This window comes from Gordonia sp. NPDC127522 (assembly GCF_042672305.1).
GTDB classification, from domain to species: domain Bacteria; phylum Actinomycetota; class Actinomycetes; order Mycobacteriales; family Mycobacteriaceae; genus Gordonia; species Gordonia hongkongensis.
In genome coordinates, this window is record NZ_JBHXVK010000009.1 from 56,105 (window position 1) to 72,098 (window position 15,994).

Sequence of the window (15,994 nt, forward strand, 5' to 3'; positions counted from 1 at the left end):
GGGTGGGCGGGTGTCGGGCCGGCGGGTCGGGTCAGAACCGCCCGACGACCACGTTGGTGGTCTGGACCCGTGCCCGGCAGTCGCCGTCGGTGAAACGGACCCGGGTGAAGACCTCGTCGGCACCATCGCGATCCTCGTTGAGAACCGAGCTCGGAACGACGAACTCCCGGAGATACTCGAGCCCGCGGTCGGAAGCCCGGAGGAACCCTTCGGTCCCGACCGAGGTGCCCGGGAAGTTGCGGTCGTAGAGGTACTGCTCCCGACCGTCGTCGCCCAGCACGATGTAGTGCATTCCACCGCAACCCCGATCGTTGATGTGGGTGACGAATCCGACCGCGTCCGCGCGTGTCATCGGATACAGGCCCTGGATGATGATGCGGTTCTTGCCGGCGCCGGTGATGTTCTGGTCGACGATCGTCAGCGTCGCGCCCGGTGTGCGGGCGGGTGCTGCCGAAGCAGTCGTCGCGAGCGGCGTGGCGACGCCGATGGCCGCGGCGATCGACAGTGTCGCGCCGAGACGAGCGATGACCTTGCCTCGACTCCGGGTCGCGATCATGACCGCACCGCCTCGACGACGCGGTACTCCCAGTCGATGGAGATCCCGCCGGGGACCGGTTGCTGCCGAGACTCGGCGAGGGAGATCAGATCGGCCCGCAGTGCGTGCTTGCCGTCCTCGTCGAGCTTCGACGCCGCGGCGAACGTCGGACCGTAGTAGCCGAGGAACAGGTCCGCGAAAGCGGCCGCGTCTACGAACCGAACGGTCAGCACGGCGGTGTGCGACTCGACCGCGTGCACACGGTCGCCGAACAGCGATGCGACGTACTGCTGGTCGCCCCACCGGGTGGCGGGACGCGCGCCCGGCGGCGGCGTCACGTGGCGGCCGACCGCGGCGAGCATTCCACCGACGAAACCGTCTGCGGTCCAACTCGTGACCACGATCTTTCCGCCTGGGCGGACGACTCGGGTCAATTCGCGCGCGGCCTGCTCGTGATCGGCGGCGAACATGATGCCGATCGACGAGATACCGGTGTCGAACGCGGCGTTGCCGAACGGCAGGACCTCGGCCGGGGCTTCCACGAAGTCGACGTCGAGATGTTCTGCGGCTGCCCGACCCCGGGCGATGTCGAGTAGTGCCGGCACGTAGTCGATCGCGGTGACGTCGCCACCCTGGCGGGCAGCGGCGAGCGCGGAGTGGCCGGTGCCGGTCGCGACGTCGAGGACACGATCGCCGGGGATGACCGATGCCGCGACCACGGTCGCTTCGTTGACCGGCACGGTCAGCGCGGCGATACGGTTGTAATCGCCGCTGCTCCAGACCTTCTGCTGCTTCTCCCGCAGCGATACCAGGTCTGGTGAGAGAGATGTCGTCATCGGATTGTCCATTTCTGTGTGGTGGGACGACTGGCCGTCGGTGACCGTTGTCGGTACCGGCGCACCACAACAGTCGGTCACCGGGCATACGGACGGCATCGGTGAGGACCTCCCATCTTTCGTCGAACGTCCTTCCCATGAATGGGTGGACCCACCTATTCGAGCGTCGGGCGGCCTACACTCGGACGGTGCGATTGTTGGAGAGAACCGAGCAGTTGTCGCAGATCAGCGCGGCATTTGACCGGTTGCCGGTGGGTTCGGCATTCTCCATCGCCGGAGAGAGCGGCGCCGGCAAGACGACGCTGATCGCGCAGGTGTGTGCGACCGCCCGGGACGTGCGTGTGCTGCGGGTGGCCTGCGATCCCCTCGACACACCACGTCCACTGGGTCCGGTCAAAGACCTGGGCATCGGTGTGGAACCGATGATGCTCGCCGACGTCTGCGAAGCCGCCTTCGCTCATCTGGGGGCTGCACCGACGCTTCTCGTGGTCGAGGATCTGCACTGGGTCGACGCCGCGTCGACCGATGTACTGAGGTTCCTGTGTCGACGCATCGAGTCGATGCCGATCGTTCTGCTCCTGACGCATCGAGAGCTCGAGCCCCAGGCGGCAGCGCGTGCCCTACTCGCCGAGGGCGTGTGCCGGATCGAGCTGCCGCCGCTCAGTGTCGCGGCGATCGCGGAACTGGTCGAGGGTACGGGTCTCGATCCCGTGCGGGTCCATGCCGCGACCGGAGGTAACCCCTACTTCGCGACCGAGGTCTCCCGCGAACCCGACCTGCCGATCCCGTCGTCGGTGCGCGATGCGGTCCTGGCGCGGACGACCAAGGTCAGCGCGGCCGATTTCGAAGCCCTCCAACTGATTGCGGCGTCGCCGGAACGGGTGTCGGACACCGCGCTGCCGGTCCTGCGGATCGGTTACCCCACTCTGCAGCGTCTCGCCGACACGGGACTTCTGGAATGGGGGCCCGACGGCATCGTCTTCCGGCACGAATTGGCCCGTCGGGCAATCGAATCCACGATCCCGCCGGGTGGGGTGGCCCATCTGCACGCGCAGCTCTTGGACGCACTCGAGCAGTTGGGCACCGTGCACCCGTCGGTGTTGACCCACCACGCCGTCGCCGCCCGGGACTTCGACCGCGCCGTCCGTCATGCCTGCGCCGCAGCCGAGGACGCCATCCGCGGCGGAGCGCACACCGAGGCCGTCGCGTACTACGAGATCGCCAAGCAGCACCAAGTCAATGCTCCGGTTCGCGAGCGTGCCGAACTGTTGTTGGCGCTGGCCAACGAGCAGTACATGGTCAGCCGACTGCGCGATGCGATAGCCAGTGTGAACGAGACCTTTCCGTTGTGGACCGAACTGGGTGACGACACCGGGTTGGCGACGGCACATGTGGCCGTCGGGGTCTACGAGTACTACAGCGCGCACCGGCAGAGCGCGGAATCGCACCTGGGTCGTGCAGCGGAGATCGCCTACGGGACAGGGGCGTCGACGGTGTACAGCGAGGCCCAGATCCACCGCGCGTTTCTCGCGTTCATGCGGGGCGACGTGTCGGGAACGGCGTCCCTGCTGGCCGACACCGCGTCGGCATCCGACGAGGAACTGCGGCTGTGGAACCAGGTCGTATCCGACTCGGCTGCGCTGTCCGCCGGCGAAGTCGACTCTCGCAGCAGACTTCTCGATCACATGGAGACCGCTCGCACCCTCGGCTTCGACGAACTCGCCTCAACGGTGTACTCGCAGGTGGCCAGTCTCGATGTCGAACAGGGCAGGTATCGGGCCGCCGACCGGATCCTCGACGCGGGTCTCCCGTTCACGGTGGAGCGCGACATCCAGATCTGTCGCCACTGGCAGACCGCGGTGCGGAGTCGCCTGCATCTGACCCGCGGACACTGGAACGGAGCCCTCGAGGACGCCGGGGCGGTCATCGACGCCGACGGGATGCCGATCGCCACGCTGTGGCCGCTCCTGGTCACCGTGCTGGTGCCGCTCCGATGCGGCGCGTCGTTCGACACCGACGAGATCGAGAACGCCTGGACTCTCGCCAACCAGATCGACGAACCCCTCCGACGGCTCGCGGTCCTGACCGCCCTGGCGGAGATCAGTTGGATGACCGGGACCGAGGACGCCAGGGTCATCGCGGCACGAACTCTCGACGACGACGGAACAGAGTGGGGCTCGGGAAGTCTCGCAGTCTGGCGCGCCCGGCTGGGCATGGCGACGCAGACCGGTCCGATCGCGGCGCCGTACCGATTGTCGCTCGACGGTCGGCACGCCGACGCCGCGCGCTGGTGGTCGGACGCGGGTGATCCGTTCGCATCGGCGATGTGCTGGTTGGATTCCGACGAACCGGCCCGTGGTGTGACGATGCTCGACGGACTCGGCGCCGCGGGCACCGCCGATCGTGCGCGTGCGTTGATGCGCGAACGGGGTTGCGCCACCGTCCCGCAGCGCCCTCGGCCCACGACACGCGTGAACCCCGGTGGCCTGACGAACAGGCAACTCGAAGTCGCCCGCCTGGTGGCGGAGGGACTGTCGAATTCGGAGATCGCCAAGCGGCTGTACATCTCGTCGAAAACCGCGGACCATCACGTGTCCGCGGTCCTGGCGAAGCTGGGTATGACCTCGCGGCGTGAGGTGCTCGCGCAGGGCGTCGAGTTGGGACTGCGGTAGCGCGAACCCGTTGGATGTCTAACCCGGGATCCGGGCACGGCGTCAAACGGATGAGGTCCGCGAGATCGGGTCGGTGCGCGTCAGACCGGCGTCGGCGCGCTCAACAGGTCCTCGACGATCTGGCACGCGCGCACGACGCCGTTCTCAGCGGTTATGTCCCGCGAGATCGTGTTCGCGCGATTCCGGAAACCCGACCGGTCGGCTTCGACCTCTGCGACTTTCCGCAGCGCAGCAGTCAGGTTCTCCACCGTGACGCTGGTACGGGGAATGGGATCGGGCGCGACACCGATTCGTCGGAGACGGCTCGCCCAGAACGGCTGGTCCATGATGCCGGGTAGAGCCACGGTCGGGATGCCGGCTCGCAGTGTGGCGGCTGTGGTTCCGGCGCCGCAGTGGTGGACTGCGGCCGCGGTCTGCGGGAGCAGCCACGAGTGGGGAATGTCGTCGACGGTGTGCACGGTGTCGTCGGAACCACCGTCCAGGTGCGCCCATCCTCGGTGGACGATGCCGCGAAGTCCGCTGGACCGCAATGCGTCGCGAACAATCTCACTGATCCGCTCGCCGTCGCTGATCGCCGTGCTACCCAGCCCGACGTACACCGGAGGCGGCCCGTCCGCGAGGAAGTCGACCAGACCCGCGGGAGGTTCGTCGGACCGATCGTCTGTCGGCCACCAGTATCCGGTGACGTGCACGTTGTCAGGCCAATCCCGGGGTCGCGGGACGACGCTCTCGCTGAATCCGCACAGCTGAGTCCACGACTGTTGCCTCCTGCGCCGCGGGCCCGGCCGCGACTCGTGAGCGAGGCCCAGTGTCTTTCGGAGGTCGTTGATGAGCGGTGCGAAGAGCTCTTCGCCGGCCGCAGCCACGCGCCACGCCGTTCGATTCCCGAGCCGCCCGTAGGATCGGACTCCGAGCGCAGGAGGTGCGAAATCGCCGGTCGGACTCGAGGGTTGAAGGACGAGGGCGGCGCTCCGGCACCCCACTGCCTCGGCGACATGCCACCCGAGCAGAGTGCCGACGGGACCCCCGCAGAGGAGCAGATCCGCGTCTTCTGCCGCCACGGCCATGGCCTCGCCGACACCCGCCAGGTCGTCGCGCATCCCCTTGATCGCGTCTCTCGACGGTTTGAGACGGTGCCCATCGATCATTGCCTGGCCGTAGGTCGAGGATCGGGTGTCTGCCTCGGTGTCTCGCGGCAGCAGCCGAAAGGTGTGGCCGGCCCGGGTGACCATCTGTTCGTATGGATGTTGCGCAGCGATCGTCACGGTGGCGCCGAGGCGGTCACGCAGGCCGGTTGCCACACCGGTCAACGGAGCGACGTCGCCTCGGGTTCCGAACGCCAGGATGGTGATTCGTGGATTCATGGTGGTGCTCCGATCGCGGATAGGACGAGCTTCGACAGGGCGGAGGTGTGGGCGGTCACGTCATAGGTGGCGTCTCGCGCGAGCTCGGCGACGGCGCCGTCGAGCGCCGATCGGATGAGGTTCTTCAGGACGATCGGGTCCACGTCGGTGACGAAGTCGCCGTCTTGGATGCCTGACCTCAGGATCGACAACGGATCGAGCAGAGCGAACTGCTCGGGAACGCCGATGTCGTCGACAGATGCCTGGATGGCCTCATCGAATCGACGACCTTTCCTGTCCCGATAGCTCGTCGAGATCTCGTAGAGCGCGATGGCCGGCCGTCGATGAGCGTCGAGGAACTCGCCGTTCGACTCGATGTAGGCCCGGAGACGGTCGCGTGCACCCGAGGCCGAGAGAATTCGCGGGACCATGATGTTCGCAGATGTGGTGAACACTGTCTCAACCACCGCGGAAACCAACTCGTCCTTGTCTCGAAAGTGATACAGCACAACGCTCTTCGCTATATCGGCGCGCTCGGCGATCTTCGCCAACGACGCACGCGGGTAACCGACGTCGGCAATCAGGTCCATCGCACAGGCGACTATCTGCTTCCGACGTGCCTCATCGGCGAAGGTCCGGGCGCCGGATCCGCTCTTAGACCGCATGGTCTGATATTAGACCGATCGGTCGAGACCGTCCAGCATCGAGCCGTCTCGAGGGCGGTCGCAGGCCGCATGAGCCAGAAAAGGAGTGGTGGGCATATCCAAACGGTGTTAGCGTGAGCCGCGCTGTCCGGTGGGGGCAGCACGAGACCTGGAGGTGAGTCGATGGTTGCCGTCGAGATCGCTGGCATCGTCAGCATCCGAACCATCCCTGTACCTCCAGCCCGTTGCTGATCCTCGAAAACCGTTCTCGCACAAACGACTGAGTTGCGAGTCGGATGACTCCTGGGGTGGCGGGCATTCCTCGAAAGTCCCCAACAGTGAATTCTGCAAGTAATTCGTCCTTCCCCGTCGAGCTCGCCGCTCTCGGCTGGGACGAGCATTTCTCGACCCTGTACACCGACCGCGCGTCCGACGACGAGCTACCAGCTCGCGTCGTGCGGGTGGATCGCGGCGGGTGCGACACCATCACCGCATCTGGTCCGGTCCGCGCCATCCGCGGTGTCGGGCGCACCGCGGAGCGCGAACAGACCGTGTGCACCGGCGATTGGGTGGTGCTGCGCCGAGACGACGGGCAGGCCCGGATCATGCACCTGTTGCCGCGTCGGACGGCAATCGCGCGCGCGAGTTCGGATCGGACGTCGGAACGGCAGGTGCTCGCCGCCAACGTCGACACGGTGATCATCGCGGTGTCGGTCGCGAACAGGGTGAATGTCGGTCGCGTCGAACGCCTGCTGACGTTGGCCTACGACGCCGGCACCCGACCGATAATCGCGTTGACCAAGTCGGATCTGGTTGACGATCCTCTTCCGGGCGAGGCTGTAGTCGCCGCGGTTGCTCCGGGCGCCGACATCGTGACGACGAGCACGATCACCGGCGCAGGCGTTGATCTCCTCGAGTCCACCATGACCGGCACAGCCGTCCTGTTGGGCTCGTCCGGGGCCGGCAAGTCGAGCCTGGCCAACGCACTGCTCGGTCGTGAACAGATGGCGGCTAACGAGATTCGGGCGGTCGACGGAAAGGGCCGACACACGACGGCGCACCGCGAGCTGCTGCCTCTGCCGGGAGGCAAGGTACTCATCGACACACCTGGCTTGCGTGGGATCGGGGTGCAGGATGTCGCAGAGGCGGCCGGACGAACGTTCGCCGACATCGAAGAGCTGGCTCGTGAGTGCGCGTTTCGCGATTGCGAACACCGCAGTGAGCCGAGATGTGCCGTGCAGGAGGCCATCCGGGCCGGCCGGCTCGACGCCGGCCGTCTGGAACGCTATCGCAAGCTGCTGAGGGAAAGTGAGTGGTCGGCCGCTCGGGGCGACGCCCGACAGGCGAGCAAACGGAGCAAGCGGGACAAAGCGATCACGAGAGACATTCGCGCGATGTACCGGTTCCGGGACCGGCAGGCCTGACGGGGCCCTTCGTGACGCGCCCTCCGCAAGCTCCGGGCGCTCCTCAGGGAGCAGGGGTTGGTTGAATCCGCCCGCGCCCTCCGCAAGCTCCGGGCGCTCCTCAGCTCAGGGAGCAGGGTGGGTCGCCCTCCGCAAGCTCCGGGCGCTCCTCAGCGAGCGAGGCCGCGCTGGTCGTCGACGGACCCGTCGAGGTTGGCCAGCGCGGCCCGCGCGGCTTCGAGTTCCTGACTGAGTTCGTCGATGCGGCGTTGCGCGGCCGTTCGGGCCGAGTCGATGACGGCGTCGACCGCGGCGATCGCGGTCTCGTCATCGAGTTCCCGCATTGCCCGGGCCACCCGGTCAGCGGTGACTTCGACGGGTTTCCCCAGCTTTCTGGTTCCGACCGCTACCGACAGCGTCCACGTGCTCTCCCCCGCCGCGGTGATCGTGACCGTGGTCGGCGCGCTCGGCGCCTTGGCCTTTCGCGCCGGCCTGGTCGTCACAGGCGCCGGCGCCGACTCCGCCGCCCTCGGCGGGGTCGACTCCGCCGCCCTCGGCGGGGCATCCGTCTCGGGACGCGTCTTACGGGGTGGGCGTGCGGAAGTCGATTCCCCGACATCTGTTTTCGATGACGACGTCGGTTGTGGTTTCGGGGGCGCTGGTTCCGGTGTGCGTCGACGAACCGCAGTCGTCGTAGTGGCGGCGGCGGCCGGTCGGCTTCGCCGCAGTTCGTCGGCTTCGAACGGCAACTGGTCGTCGACGCCCCTCGGGCTCACCGTCACTGTCGACCCGTCGATCGACACGACTCGCGCCGAGGCGCCGGCCTCCAGGTTCAGCGATGGCATCGCATCGCGCAGATAGACCGTGGCTCGCTTACCGGCCGCGAGTGCCGCGGACAGCGACTCCAGGTCGTCGGGACTCAAGCCGGCCCTCGTCTGTGAACTCACCGCGCCATTGTCGCACATGCGTGCGAATCACCGGTACTCATCACTGAGTCGAGCCGTCGGCGCTTCACCGTTCGCGCAGTTCAAACCTAGTACTTGCGACCGTTATCGTTTCGTGACCCAGTGCATCGGTGTGGCCTCGAACGTCGCCGCCGGGTCTCGGCGGAACGTTCGCGGCCCTAATGTTCTCGGGGACGGTAACGAGTCTTCGGAGGGACAACTTGTGACAGAGGCCAGCACCCCGACACGCACATCGTCGGGCAAGGCACGCGAGACCCCGATTGCCGATCACGCTTATGCCGGCGTCACGATCGCGGCGCTGCTGTGCGCTACCTCGGCAGCGACATTCCTGACGCTCTTCCCCTGAACCTGACGTCCCTCAGACTTCGAGTGGAGAGCACCACAAGTGCTCATTGCCGGTGTGTCACCTGCGTCGACTTCGGTCCGCAGGTGGCACACACCACACGGCGAACGCACCCTGGCGCGAGGAGGCCTGTCTTCAGCCCGCCGTCACCCGGGTCAGCTGTTCGGACACCTCCCACAGACGCGATGCCGCTTCGCGATCACGGAACGGTTGCCAGGGTTGCCGTGATCCGGGCGGTCCGCCGGCGTCACCGGGCCACCGTGGTCCGAAGAATGCATCATCGGGCGTCTCCGGCTGCGTCGCCGCCATCAGGGCTGGGAGGGCAGCGGTTTCGACGGTGCCCACACCGACACCGTGCCGCGACATCCACTCGATCACCCGCCGGCCGCTCGTCGGCGCGGTCCTGCCGACCTCAGGACGAGCGGCGAGAAGGCTGGTCGGGGCGACCCCCGGATGCGAGATCACGCTCGTCACATCCCAACCGGCAGCGCGACTTCGGCGTCCGAGTTCGAGTCCGAACAGCGCGCACGCGATCTTGGACTGGCGGTAGGCCTTCATTGCGTCGTAGTGGCGCTCCCAGTTCAGATCATCCCAATTGATCGAGCCTCGCTTTGCCGCGATGCTCGTCTGCGAGACCACCCGTGCCTTCCCGGACCGGAGCAGCGGCAGCACCGCGACGGTCAGGGCGAAGTGTCCGAGGTGGTTGGTGCCGAACTGGACCTCGAATCCATCGCCGGTGGTCAGGCGTTTCGGCGGAGTCATGATGCCGGCGTTGTTGATCAGGATGTCGATCGGTGTACCGTCCGCCCGGAGCCTGCCGGCGAGCGCCCTGACCGATGCCATCGATGAGAGGTCGACGTCCTCCATCGTCAGTGTGGCGGCGGGGTGACGATCGCGAATGCGCTCGACCGCCCTCGCCCCCTTGTCCGGATCACGCACCGGCACGACCACTTCCGCACCGGCGCCGGCGAGCGCGTTCGCGATCTCCCACCCGATGCCGTCACTCGCGCCGGTCACCACCGCTCGACGGCCCGTGAGATCGGGGATGGACAGGCTGTATCTGCTGTTTCGTGTCATGCGGAGCTCCTGACAGACTCGGAATGTTCTCGCTTCCAGTCTTGTGTCGGTCCGCACCGTTATCCACGGCCTGTCGATCCGTGGCTCCGCGGTTCCGAGCGCGCAAGAATGGCCGAATGATCGATCGACCCGGTCTCGCTGACTTCCTTCGGGTGCGGCGTGCCGCCCTTCAGCCCGAGGACGTCGGACTGCCTCGCGGGCAGCGCCGTCGCACCGGTGGACTCCGTCGCGAAGAGGTGGCTGCCCTGTGTCACATGTCCGCCGACTACTACTCGCGACTCGAACGTGAGCGCGGCCCGCAGCCGTCGCCACAGATGGTGGCCGCCATCGCACAGGGCCTCCACCTCTCCGTCGAGGAGCGAGACCACCTGTTCCACCTCGCCGGCCACCGGCCGCCCGTGCGCGGACCCGACCGCGAGCACATCGCCCCGGGCATGATGCGGATCTTCGACCGACTCGCCGACACCCCGGCCGAGATCCTCACCGAACTCGGTGAGACGTTGCGTCAGAACCGACTCGGGGTGGCTTTGGTCGGCGACCTCATGCGGTTCGACGGGCCGGCGCGGAGCGTCGGCTATCGGTGGTTCACCGATCCGCGGGCTCGCCAATTGCATCCGACCGACGACCACGACTTCTATTCACGGATGTACGTATCCGGACTACGGGGAGTCGCTGCGCTACGAGGCCCGCAGTCGTATGCGGCGTCGCTCGCGGAACGGCTCACAGGCGAGAGCGAGGAATTCCGCGACATCTGGGCACGGCATGAAGTGGGTATAGCTCCTCGCGAAATCAAGAGGTACGTGCACCCCGACGTGGGATTGATCGAGCTGAGTTGCCAGATCTTGGTCGACCCGCGGTGTTCGCATTCGCTGCTCGTCTACACCGCGACTCCGGGCAGTGCGAGTGCCGAGAAGCTCCGGTTGCTGTCCGTCGTCGCGGCACCCACGGCGACCTGACACCCCGCAAGCGAAGCCGAGTCATTCGGCGGGCGGCCGCTCAGAACCCCCCGAAGTCGCCACCGCCGAAGTCGCCTCCCCCGCCGAAGTCGCCGCCACCGAAATCTCCCCCGCCGAAGTCGCCGGAGTCACCACCGCCGAAGTCGCCGGAGTCACCGCTTTCCAGGGCGCCACCGTCGGAACCGTCGCCGGCGCCACTCTCGAAGGACTGCGCGTCGTAGGGAACGCCCGCCATGCCGGAGAACATCGCCGAGAACAGGAACATCGATCCGAGTCCCCAGGCGCCGGCGACCAGAGCCGGTTTCCACCACGGCTCGGAGTACCAGCCGGCGGGCACCGGCCTGCCGGCGACGCGGCCACCGGGATAGTAGTTGGGCGTCTGCTCCGACGGGTTGGGCGATGCGGCGACCTTTCGTCCCTCGAACTCCACGGTCCGGTCCTCGGTGACCGCACCGGCACTCTTCTGCCCGTCGAGCTCGGGGATCGCCGGACCGGGGTCGAGGTCCATGGCGGCCCGAGCCGCACGGATGTAGTAGAGCCCCTCGATCGCAGTCTGTTTGGCCAGCCGCGCCTGCACCGGCGAATTGGCCTGCTCGATCTGAGACCCGGCCGCGGTATATCGCTCCCCCGCGTCGGCCAGCGCCTGTTTCGATGCCGAGCCGTCGCCGACCAGCATGAACACCTGGCCGCCCAGACGTTCGATCACCTGTCGTGCGTCGGCTTTCGCGTCCTCGAGGGTGCGGGCCGCGTTGGCGCCGGAGCGCTGTTGGGCGAACACCACCACCCCGACGACGATCACGACGATGACGGCGATCAGGATCAGTGCTTCCATGCTTCCCTCCGGTTTCGCGAGTCCGCAGCCCGGTGGCGGTGACGTCAGGCCGACAAAACGGACACCATCGAGCGTACCGATGCCCGCCGACCCGATGCGTGTCGACAGATGGCGAGCACCTCCGGCCTCGTCCATTCTCCGCGAGGCCGGCGGTGGTCGCGGAGTTTCTGCGGTGTCGCACGCGCAGCCGCCGACCGTCATCGGTCACCCTGGGTGGGTGACCGGTCGACACGCGGTACGAATTCAACCTTCGCAGAACTCTCACCATGTGGCCGAGCTCCGCTGGGAGTGGGCGTACGAAGACGATCGCTCCGTCGGGCCGTGGCTCGGCGATACCGCCTTCGCCGCCGCGGTTGCGAGTTGGTTGGAGGATGAGCGACGAACGGTCTGGACTGCGGGCACGGACGACATGACTGTGGGAATGGTGTGCTTGACCGAACACGCCCGGATGCCGAATCCCCGGCAGGGCGCCGGCGACCGATGGGGTTATCTCGGTCATCTGTACGTCCGCCCGGCATTCCGCGGTTCCGGGATCGGACGTGAACTGGTCCGGCACACCGTCGCTACCGCGGACGGCCGTGGATACGCGAAGGTGCTGCTCAACCCGACCGAAGCATCGACAGATCTGTACGAACAATGCGGTTTCACAGCCGAGAACGACCTCATGGTCCGCCGCCCGTGATCGACTACCGCGGCGCATGACCGGCCGCCGCGAGCCGCGAACTCTACGATGGCGGCGTGTTCTTCTTGTTCGGATATGGCCGTAGGCAGAAGCATCTCGGTGCGGGTCAGACCCGCACCTGTCCCCGCTGCCACAACACCACCCAGTGGGCGCGGATGCGTGAATACAGCCAGTTCAGCGTGTTCTTCATCCCGATCGCCCGGTGGAATCGGCGCAACTTCGAGGCCTGCGGCATCTGCGGCGCGGCGCTGGCGGCCTGATCGCCGTCCGGGGCGAGTGAGGTGGACACTCCTCCTCGCCCCGTCTGCGCAGCCGGTTTACCGGTCCGGAAACTGGTTACCCTCGAGGGGTGTCCGTCTCTCCCGATACTCCCGCCCGCACGAGCGCCGCGATCACCGGCTTCGAGCGCACCTTCGTCGACGAGCTGACGCCCTTCACCGTGCCGTGGCAGGGTGCCGAGACGCCTGACCCCCGACTGCTCGTCGTCAACGAGTCACTCGCCGACGACCTGGGCCTCGACATCGCGGCACTGACATCCGACGACGGTGTCGCACTTCTGTCGGGTGCGGCCGCGCCCGCCGATGCCGTCCCTGTCGCCACCGCCTACTCGGGGCATCAATTCGGCGGTTACACACCGCTTCTCGGGGACGGCCGGGCGTTGCTGCTCGGGGAGCTGATCGACCGCGGCGGTCGACGAGTCGATCTACAGCTCAAGGGTTCTGGGCGTACTCCGTTCTCCCGAGGTGGCGACGGATTCGCGGTGGTCGGGCCGATGCTGCGCGAGTATCTGATCAGCGAGGCCATGCACGCCCTGGGGATCCCCACCACGCGTTCGCTGTCGGTCGTGGCCACCGGGCGAGACATCCAGCGCACCGGGGCCGAGCCCGGCGCGGTGTTGGCGCGGATCGCAGCCAGCCATCTCCGTGTCGGCACCTTCGAGTACGCAATTCGGAACACCGACCTGACGCAACAACTCGCCGACTACGCGATCAGCCGTCACTACCCGGAGCTCGCGAAAGCGTCGGAGGCCGGCGACGGCAACCGGTATCTCGCGTTCTTCGAAGCCGTACTCGAACGTCAGGCCGCACTGGTGGCCCAGTGGATGCTGGTGGGGTTCGTGCACGGCGTGATGAACACCGACAACACGACGATCTCGGGTGAGACCATCGACTACGGGCCCTGCGCCTTCCTCGACGCCTTCGACCCGTCGGCGGTGTTCAGCTCGATCGATCACGCGGGCCGATACGCATACGGGAATCAGCCCGCCGTCCTGAAGTGGAATCTGGCGCGGTTCGCCGAAACCCTGCTCAGGCTCATGGCCCCGACACCCGATGAGGCGATCGCTGGGGCGTCGGACGTGCTAGCCACCTACGAGGCGCGGTACGAACACCATTTCGCCACCGGCATGGCGTCGAAGATCGGTCTGACAGAGGCGTTTTCCGAACCCGAACTGGTCGCCGACCTGTTGACCCTGATGCGGAATCATCGCGCGGACTGGACAGGCACCTTCCGGGCGCTGGCCGACGAACTCCGCGGAGATCAGGTCCCGATCATCAGCCTCATGCCGCGCGAGCAGATCGGTCCGTGGCTGGAACGATGGCGCCGTGAACTCGCCCGTCTCGGTCGTGAGCCCGCTGCGGTCGCCGAGACGATGGATACCGTGAACCCGGTGTACATCCCGCGCAACCATCAGGTCGACGCCGCTTTGCGCGCCGCGACCGACGGCGATCCGGAACCGTTCACGCGGCTGATGGATCCCGTCACGCATCCGTTCGAACGCCGCACCGAATGGGCTCACTACGCGGCGCCGGCCCCGCAGGCGTTCAGCGACAGCTTCCAGACCTTCTGCGGCACCTGATCGAGACGACGTCGGTGGGCCCCACGGTGACCTCGAGCCACGATGACGAGTCGCGGGATGCGCTCCTCGCAGAACGGGAACGAACCGCCGCGCTGATCGAATCGTTGTCGTCCCGGCTGGCCGCGGTACTCGAGGCGACCAGCGACGCGGCGGCCGACGACGAGCACGATCCGGAGGGTTCGACTCTGGCGGTGGAACGCGGCCATCTGGTTGCCCAGCTGGAACGGTCGCGAGTCCGGCTCGACGAGATCGGTGCCGCCCTGGACCGGGTCGGCGCGGGTGCCTACGGCCGGTGCGAGGACTGTGGCGAACCCATCGGGTCCGAGCGCCTCGAAGTCCTGCCGGCCACCCGGCAGTGTGTGCGGTGCGCCGCTCGGAATCAGTCGCGACGATGGTGACCCGCAGTCGCAACGACTGGATCACGAGTGCTGGACGTACCGGCGTTCGATACCCGCGGTGACTCGTCCCCAGACGCTGCCGGCCATCCGCTGCCGGTGGTGATCGAGGGCGTCGTCGTCGCGAAACGTCTCGTCCAAATCGAAGACCAATGGATCTCCGGCCGTCGTCTCGGCTGATCGACTCTGCCACAGGATGTTTGACGCACCCGTCGACACGCCCGACGCGCCGCGACATCGAACTCCGTGGTCCGTCCCGGCTTCTGGTCGGCATTGTCCACCTGTGCCGGGGTTCCGCAGGAATTCGCGTCTGGTTTGCCGCCGACGTATGCGCGTATCGCCATACGCGGGTAGACCGGAGGGCGGGAGAGCACGCAAACGACTCGAACCGAGAGGTGTCCGGCATGAAAGCCATCCAGATCGTCAAGCCAGGAAGTCCGCCCGAACTCCGCGAGGTCGACAAGCCGACACCCGGCCCCGGCCAGGTGTTGTTGAAGGTGACTGCAGCCGGTGCGTGCCACTCCGACGATTTCGTGCTCAACATGCCCGCCGAGGGTTTTCCCTATCCGTTACCCATGACGCTCGGGCACGAGGGAGCCGGTGTGGTCGCCGAGATCGGAAGCGGTGTGACGTCGCTGACCGAGGGAACCGCGGTGGCGGTCTACGGCCCCTGGGGTTGCGGGGTCTGTCACTTCTGCTCACGTGGGTTCGAGAACTACTGCAGTCGTGCGGCCGAACTCGGAATCACTCCACCCGGGCTCGGCAACGAAGGCGCGATGGCCGACTACATGATCGTCGACGACGCCCGGCACCTCGTTCCGCTCGGTGATCTCGACCCGATCGCCGCGGTGCCGCTCACGGACGCCGGACTCACTCCGTATCACGCGATCAAAGCATCGCTGCCGAAGCTCGTCGGCGGCACAACGGCAGTTGTCATCGGCGCGGGCGGGTTGGGGCACATCGGGATTCAGCTGTTGCGCCATCTGACCCCGGCGCGCATCATCGCCCTCGACCTCAGCGAGGACAAGCTCGCGTTCGCACGCGAGGTGGGCGCTCACGAGACCGTTCTCAGCGATGCCGACGCCGTGGCGAATGTCCGGAAGATCACCGGAAACGACGGCGCCACCGCGGTATTCGACTTCGTCGGCTTGCAGCCGACCATCGACACCGCGATGGGAATCGTCGGCACATTGGGCGACGTCGTGATCGTCGGCATCGGTGACGGTGTCGCCGCGGCGAAGGTCGGCTTCTTCACCCAGCCCTACGAGGTGTCGGTCCGGGCGCCGTACTGGGGTGCGCGGCACGAACTGATCGAGGTCCTCGACCTCGCGCGCGACGGTGTCCTGGAGGTCGCCGTCGAGAAGTTCTCCCTCGACGACGGGCTCGAGGCCTACCGTCGGTTGGCCTCGAACGAACTGCGTGGCCGGGCGGTCGTCGTCCCCGACTGACCTCG

At 67.1% G+C, this 15,994-nt stretch carries 17 protein-coding genes; 9 read left to right on the forward strand and 8 right to left on the reverse strand.

The window, feature by feature from the left end; all coding sequences use genetic code 11:
* Positions 1-31: 31 nt before the first annotated feature.
* Together ACFVHY_RS15585 and ACFVHY_RS15590 are read right to left on the reverse strand one after the other, a co-directional pair.
* Positions 32-556, reverse strand: a complete 525-nt coding sequence (locus ACFVHY_RS15585; RefSeq protein ID WP_390273376.1) for a hypothetical protein — start codon at positions 554-556, stop codon at positions 32-34.
* Positions 553-1,371, reverse strand: a complete 819-nt coding sequence (locus ACFVHY_RS15590; RefSeq protein ID WP_390273378.1) for a class I SAM-dependent methyltransferase — start codon at positions 1,369-1,371, stop codon at positions 553-555. The genes ACFVHY_RS15585 and ACFVHY_RS15590 overlap by 4 nt, the downstream gene beginning before the upstream one ends.
* A gap of 188 nt (positions 1,372-1,559) precedes the next feature.
* Between ACFVHY_RS15590 and ACFVHY_RS15595 the strand changes: the two genes are divergently transcribed.
* The gene (locus ACFVHY_RS15595) at positions 1,560-4,043 is read left to right on the forward strand and encodes an ATP-binding protein (protein WP_390273380.1); all 2,484 of its coding nucleotides are present in this window, start codon (positions 1,560-1,562) and stop codon (positions 4,041-4,043) included.
* 80 nt (positions 4,044-4,123) lie between these two features.
* Here the strand turns inward: ACFVHY_RS15595 and ACFVHY_RS15600 are convergent, their stop codons facing one another.
* Together ACFVHY_RS15600 and ACFVHY_RS15605 are read right to left on the reverse strand one after the other, a co-directional pair.
* Positions 4,124-5,407, reverse strand: coding sequence for a glycosyltransferase (locus ACFVHY_RS15600; protein WP_390273382.1), 1,284 nt, complete (start codon positions 5,405-5,407; stop codon positions 4,124-4,126).
* Complete coding sequence (locus ACFVHY_RS15605; protein WP_390273384.1) at positions 5,404-6,051, reverse strand: TetR/AcrR family transcriptional regulator; 648 nt, start codon at positions 6,049-6,051, stop codon at positions 5,404-5,406. Before ACFVHY_RS15605 ends, ACFVHY_RS15600 begins: the two co-directional genes overlap by 4 nt.
* A gap of 275 nt (positions 6,052-6,326) precedes the next feature.
* Between ACFVHY_RS15605 and rsgA the strand changes: the two genes are divergently transcribed.
* The gene (rsgA, locus tag ACFVHY_RS15610; RefSeq protein ID WP_390273386.1) at positions 6,327-7,454 is read left to right on the forward strand and encodes a ribosome small subunit-dependent GTPase A; all 1,128 of its coding nucleotides are present in this window, start codon (positions 6,327-6,329) and stop codon (positions 7,452-7,454) included.
* A 149-nt stretch (positions 7,455-7,603) separates the two neighbouring features.
* On the opposite strand, the gene ACFVHY_RS15615 is transcribed toward rsgA, so the two are convergent.
* Positions 7,604-8,398, reverse strand: a complete 795-nt coding sequence (locus ACFVHY_RS15615) for a DUF6319 family protein (protein ID WP_390273388.1) — start codon at positions 8,396-8,398, stop codon at positions 7,604-7,606.
* A 202-nt stretch (positions 8,399-8,600) separates the two neighbouring features.
* Here ACFVHY_RS15615 and ACFVHY_RS15620 point away from each other — a divergent pair, with 202 nt between their 5' ends.
* Positions 8,601-8,744 carry a hypothetical protein gene (locus tag ACFVHY_RS15620; protein WP_390273390.1) on the forward strand — a complete coding sequence of 48 codons (144 nt, stop codon included), beginning with the start codon at positions 8,601-8,603 and terminating at the stop codon, positions 8,742-8,744.
* Positions 8,745-8,876: 132 nt separating this feature from the next.
* Here ACFVHY_RS15620 and ACFVHY_RS15625 read toward each other — a convergent pair whose 3' ends face one another.
* Positions 8,877-9,818, reverse strand: coding sequence for an SDR family oxidoreductase (locus tag ACFVHY_RS15625; RefSeq protein WP_390273392.1), 942 nt, complete (start codon positions 9,816-9,818; stop codon positions 8,877-8,879).
* A gap of 116 nt (positions 9,819-9,934) precedes the next feature.
* On the opposite strand from ACFVHY_RS15625, the gene ACFVHY_RS15630 reads away from it, so the two are divergent.
* Positions 9,935-10,774, forward strand: a complete 840-nt coding sequence (locus ACFVHY_RS15630; RefSeq protein ID WP_390273394.1) for a helix-turn-helix transcriptional regulator — start codon at positions 9,935-9,937, stop codon at positions 10,772-10,774.
* Between the two features lie 40 nt (positions 10,775-10,814).
* Here the strand turns inward: ACFVHY_RS15630 and ACFVHY_RS15635 are convergent, their stop codons facing one another.
* Complete coding sequence (locus tag ACFVHY_RS15635; RefSeq protein WP_390273396.1) at positions 10,815-11,606, reverse strand: DUF1542 domain-containing protein; 792 nt, start codon at positions 11,604-11,606, stop codon at positions 10,815-10,817.
* 94 nt (positions 11,607-11,700) lie between these two features.
* Between ACFVHY_RS15635 and ACFVHY_RS15640 the strand changes: the two genes are divergently transcribed.
* The 4 genes from ACFVHY_RS15640 (at position 11,701) to ACFVHY_RS15655 (ending at position 14,544) form a co-directional block, all read left to right on the forward strand.
* Entirely contained in the window at positions 11,701-12,288 is a 588-nt protein-coding gene (locus tag ACFVHY_RS15640; RefSeq protein WP_390273570.1) for a GNAT family N-acetyltransferase, read from the forward strand.
* Between the two features lie 56 nt (positions 12,289-12,344).
* Entirely contained in the window at positions 12,345-12,548 is a 204-nt protein-coding gene (locus ACFVHY_RS15645; RefSeq protein WP_068972513.1) for a zinc-ribbon domain-containing protein, read from the forward strand.
* 89 nt (positions 12,549-12,637) lie between these two features.
* Complete coding sequence (locus ACFVHY_RS15650) at positions 12,638-14,146, forward strand: YdiU family protein (protein WP_390273398.1); 1,509 nt, start codon at positions 12,638-12,640, stop codon at positions 14,144-14,146.
* A 26-nt stretch (positions 14,147-14,172) separates the two neighbouring features.
* Complete coding sequence (locus ACFVHY_RS15655) at positions 14,173-14,544, forward strand: TraR/DksA family transcriptional regulator (RefSeq protein WP_390273400.1); 372 nt, start codon at positions 14,173-14,175, stop codon at positions 14,542-14,544.
* A 21-nt stretch (positions 14,545-14,565) separates the two neighbouring features.
* Here ACFVHY_RS15655 and ACFVHY_RS15660 read toward each other — a convergent pair whose 3' ends face one another.
* Positions 14,566-14,694 (reverse strand): hypothetical protein, encoded by a 129-nt coding sequence (locus ACFVHY_RS15660; protein ID WP_390273402.1) that lies wholly within the window; start codon positions 14,692-14,694, stop codon positions 14,566-14,568.
* A gap of 251 nt (positions 14,695-14,945) precedes the next feature.
* On the opposite strand from ACFVHY_RS15660, the gene ACFVHY_RS15665 reads away from it, so the two are divergent.
* The gene (locus ACFVHY_RS15665; RefSeq protein ID WP_390273404.1) at positions 14,946-15,989 is read left to right on the forward strand and encodes an NAD(P)-dependent alcohol dehydrogenase; all 1,044 of its coding nucleotides are present in this window, start codon (positions 14,946-14,948) and stop codon (positions 15,987-15,989) included.
* Positions 15,990-15,994 lie beyond the last annotated feature (5 nt).

Bases quoted from the DNA above. Each gene is read 5' to 3' on its own strand.
- ACFVHY_RS15625 (WP_390273392.1), bottom strand. From the start codon at position 9,818: ATGACACGAAACAGCAGATACAGCCTGTCCATCCCCGATCTCACGGGC.
- ACFVHY_RS15630 (WP_390273394.1), top strand. From the start codon at position 9,935: ATGATCGATCGACCCGGTCTCGCTGACTTCCTTCGGGTGCGGCGTGCC.
- ACFVHY_RS15615 (WP_390273388.1), bottom strand. From the start codon at position 8,398: ATGTGCGACAATGGCGCGGTGAGTTCACAGACGAGGGCCGGCTTGAGT.
- ACFVHY_RS15600 (WP_390273382.1), bottom strand. From the start codon at position 5,407: ATGAATCCACGAATCACCATCCTGGCGTTCGGAACCCGAGGCGACGTC.
- ACFVHY_RS15665 (WP_390273404.1), top strand. From the start codon at position 14,946: ATGAAAGCCATCCAGATCGTCAAGCCAGGAAGTCCGCCCGAACTCCGC.
- ACFVHY_RS15585 (WP_390273376.1), bottom strand. From the start codon at position 556: ATGATCGCGACCCGGAGTCGAGGCAAGGTCATCGCTCGTCTCGGCGCG.
- rsgA (WP_390273386.1), top strand. From the start codon at position 6,327: ATGACTCCTGGGGTGGCGGGCATTCCTCGAAAGTCCCCAACAGTGAAT.
- ACFVHY_RS15635 (WP_390273396.1), bottom strand. From the start codon at position 11,606: ATGGAAGCACTGATCCTGATCGCCGTCATCGTCGTGATCGTCGTCGGG.
- ACFVHY_RS15605 (WP_390273384.1), bottom strand. From the start codon at position 6,051: ATGCGGTCTAAGAGCGGATCCGGCGCCCGGACCTTCGCCGATGAGGCA.
- ACFVHY_RS15640 (WP_390273570.1), top strand. From the start codon at position 11,701: ATGCGTGTCGACAGATGGCGAGCACCTCCGGCCTCGTCCATTCTCCGC.
- ACFVHY_RS15590 (WP_390273378.1), bottom strand. From the start codon at position 1,371: ATGACGACATCTCTCTCACCAGACCTGGTATCGCTGCGGGAGAAGCAG.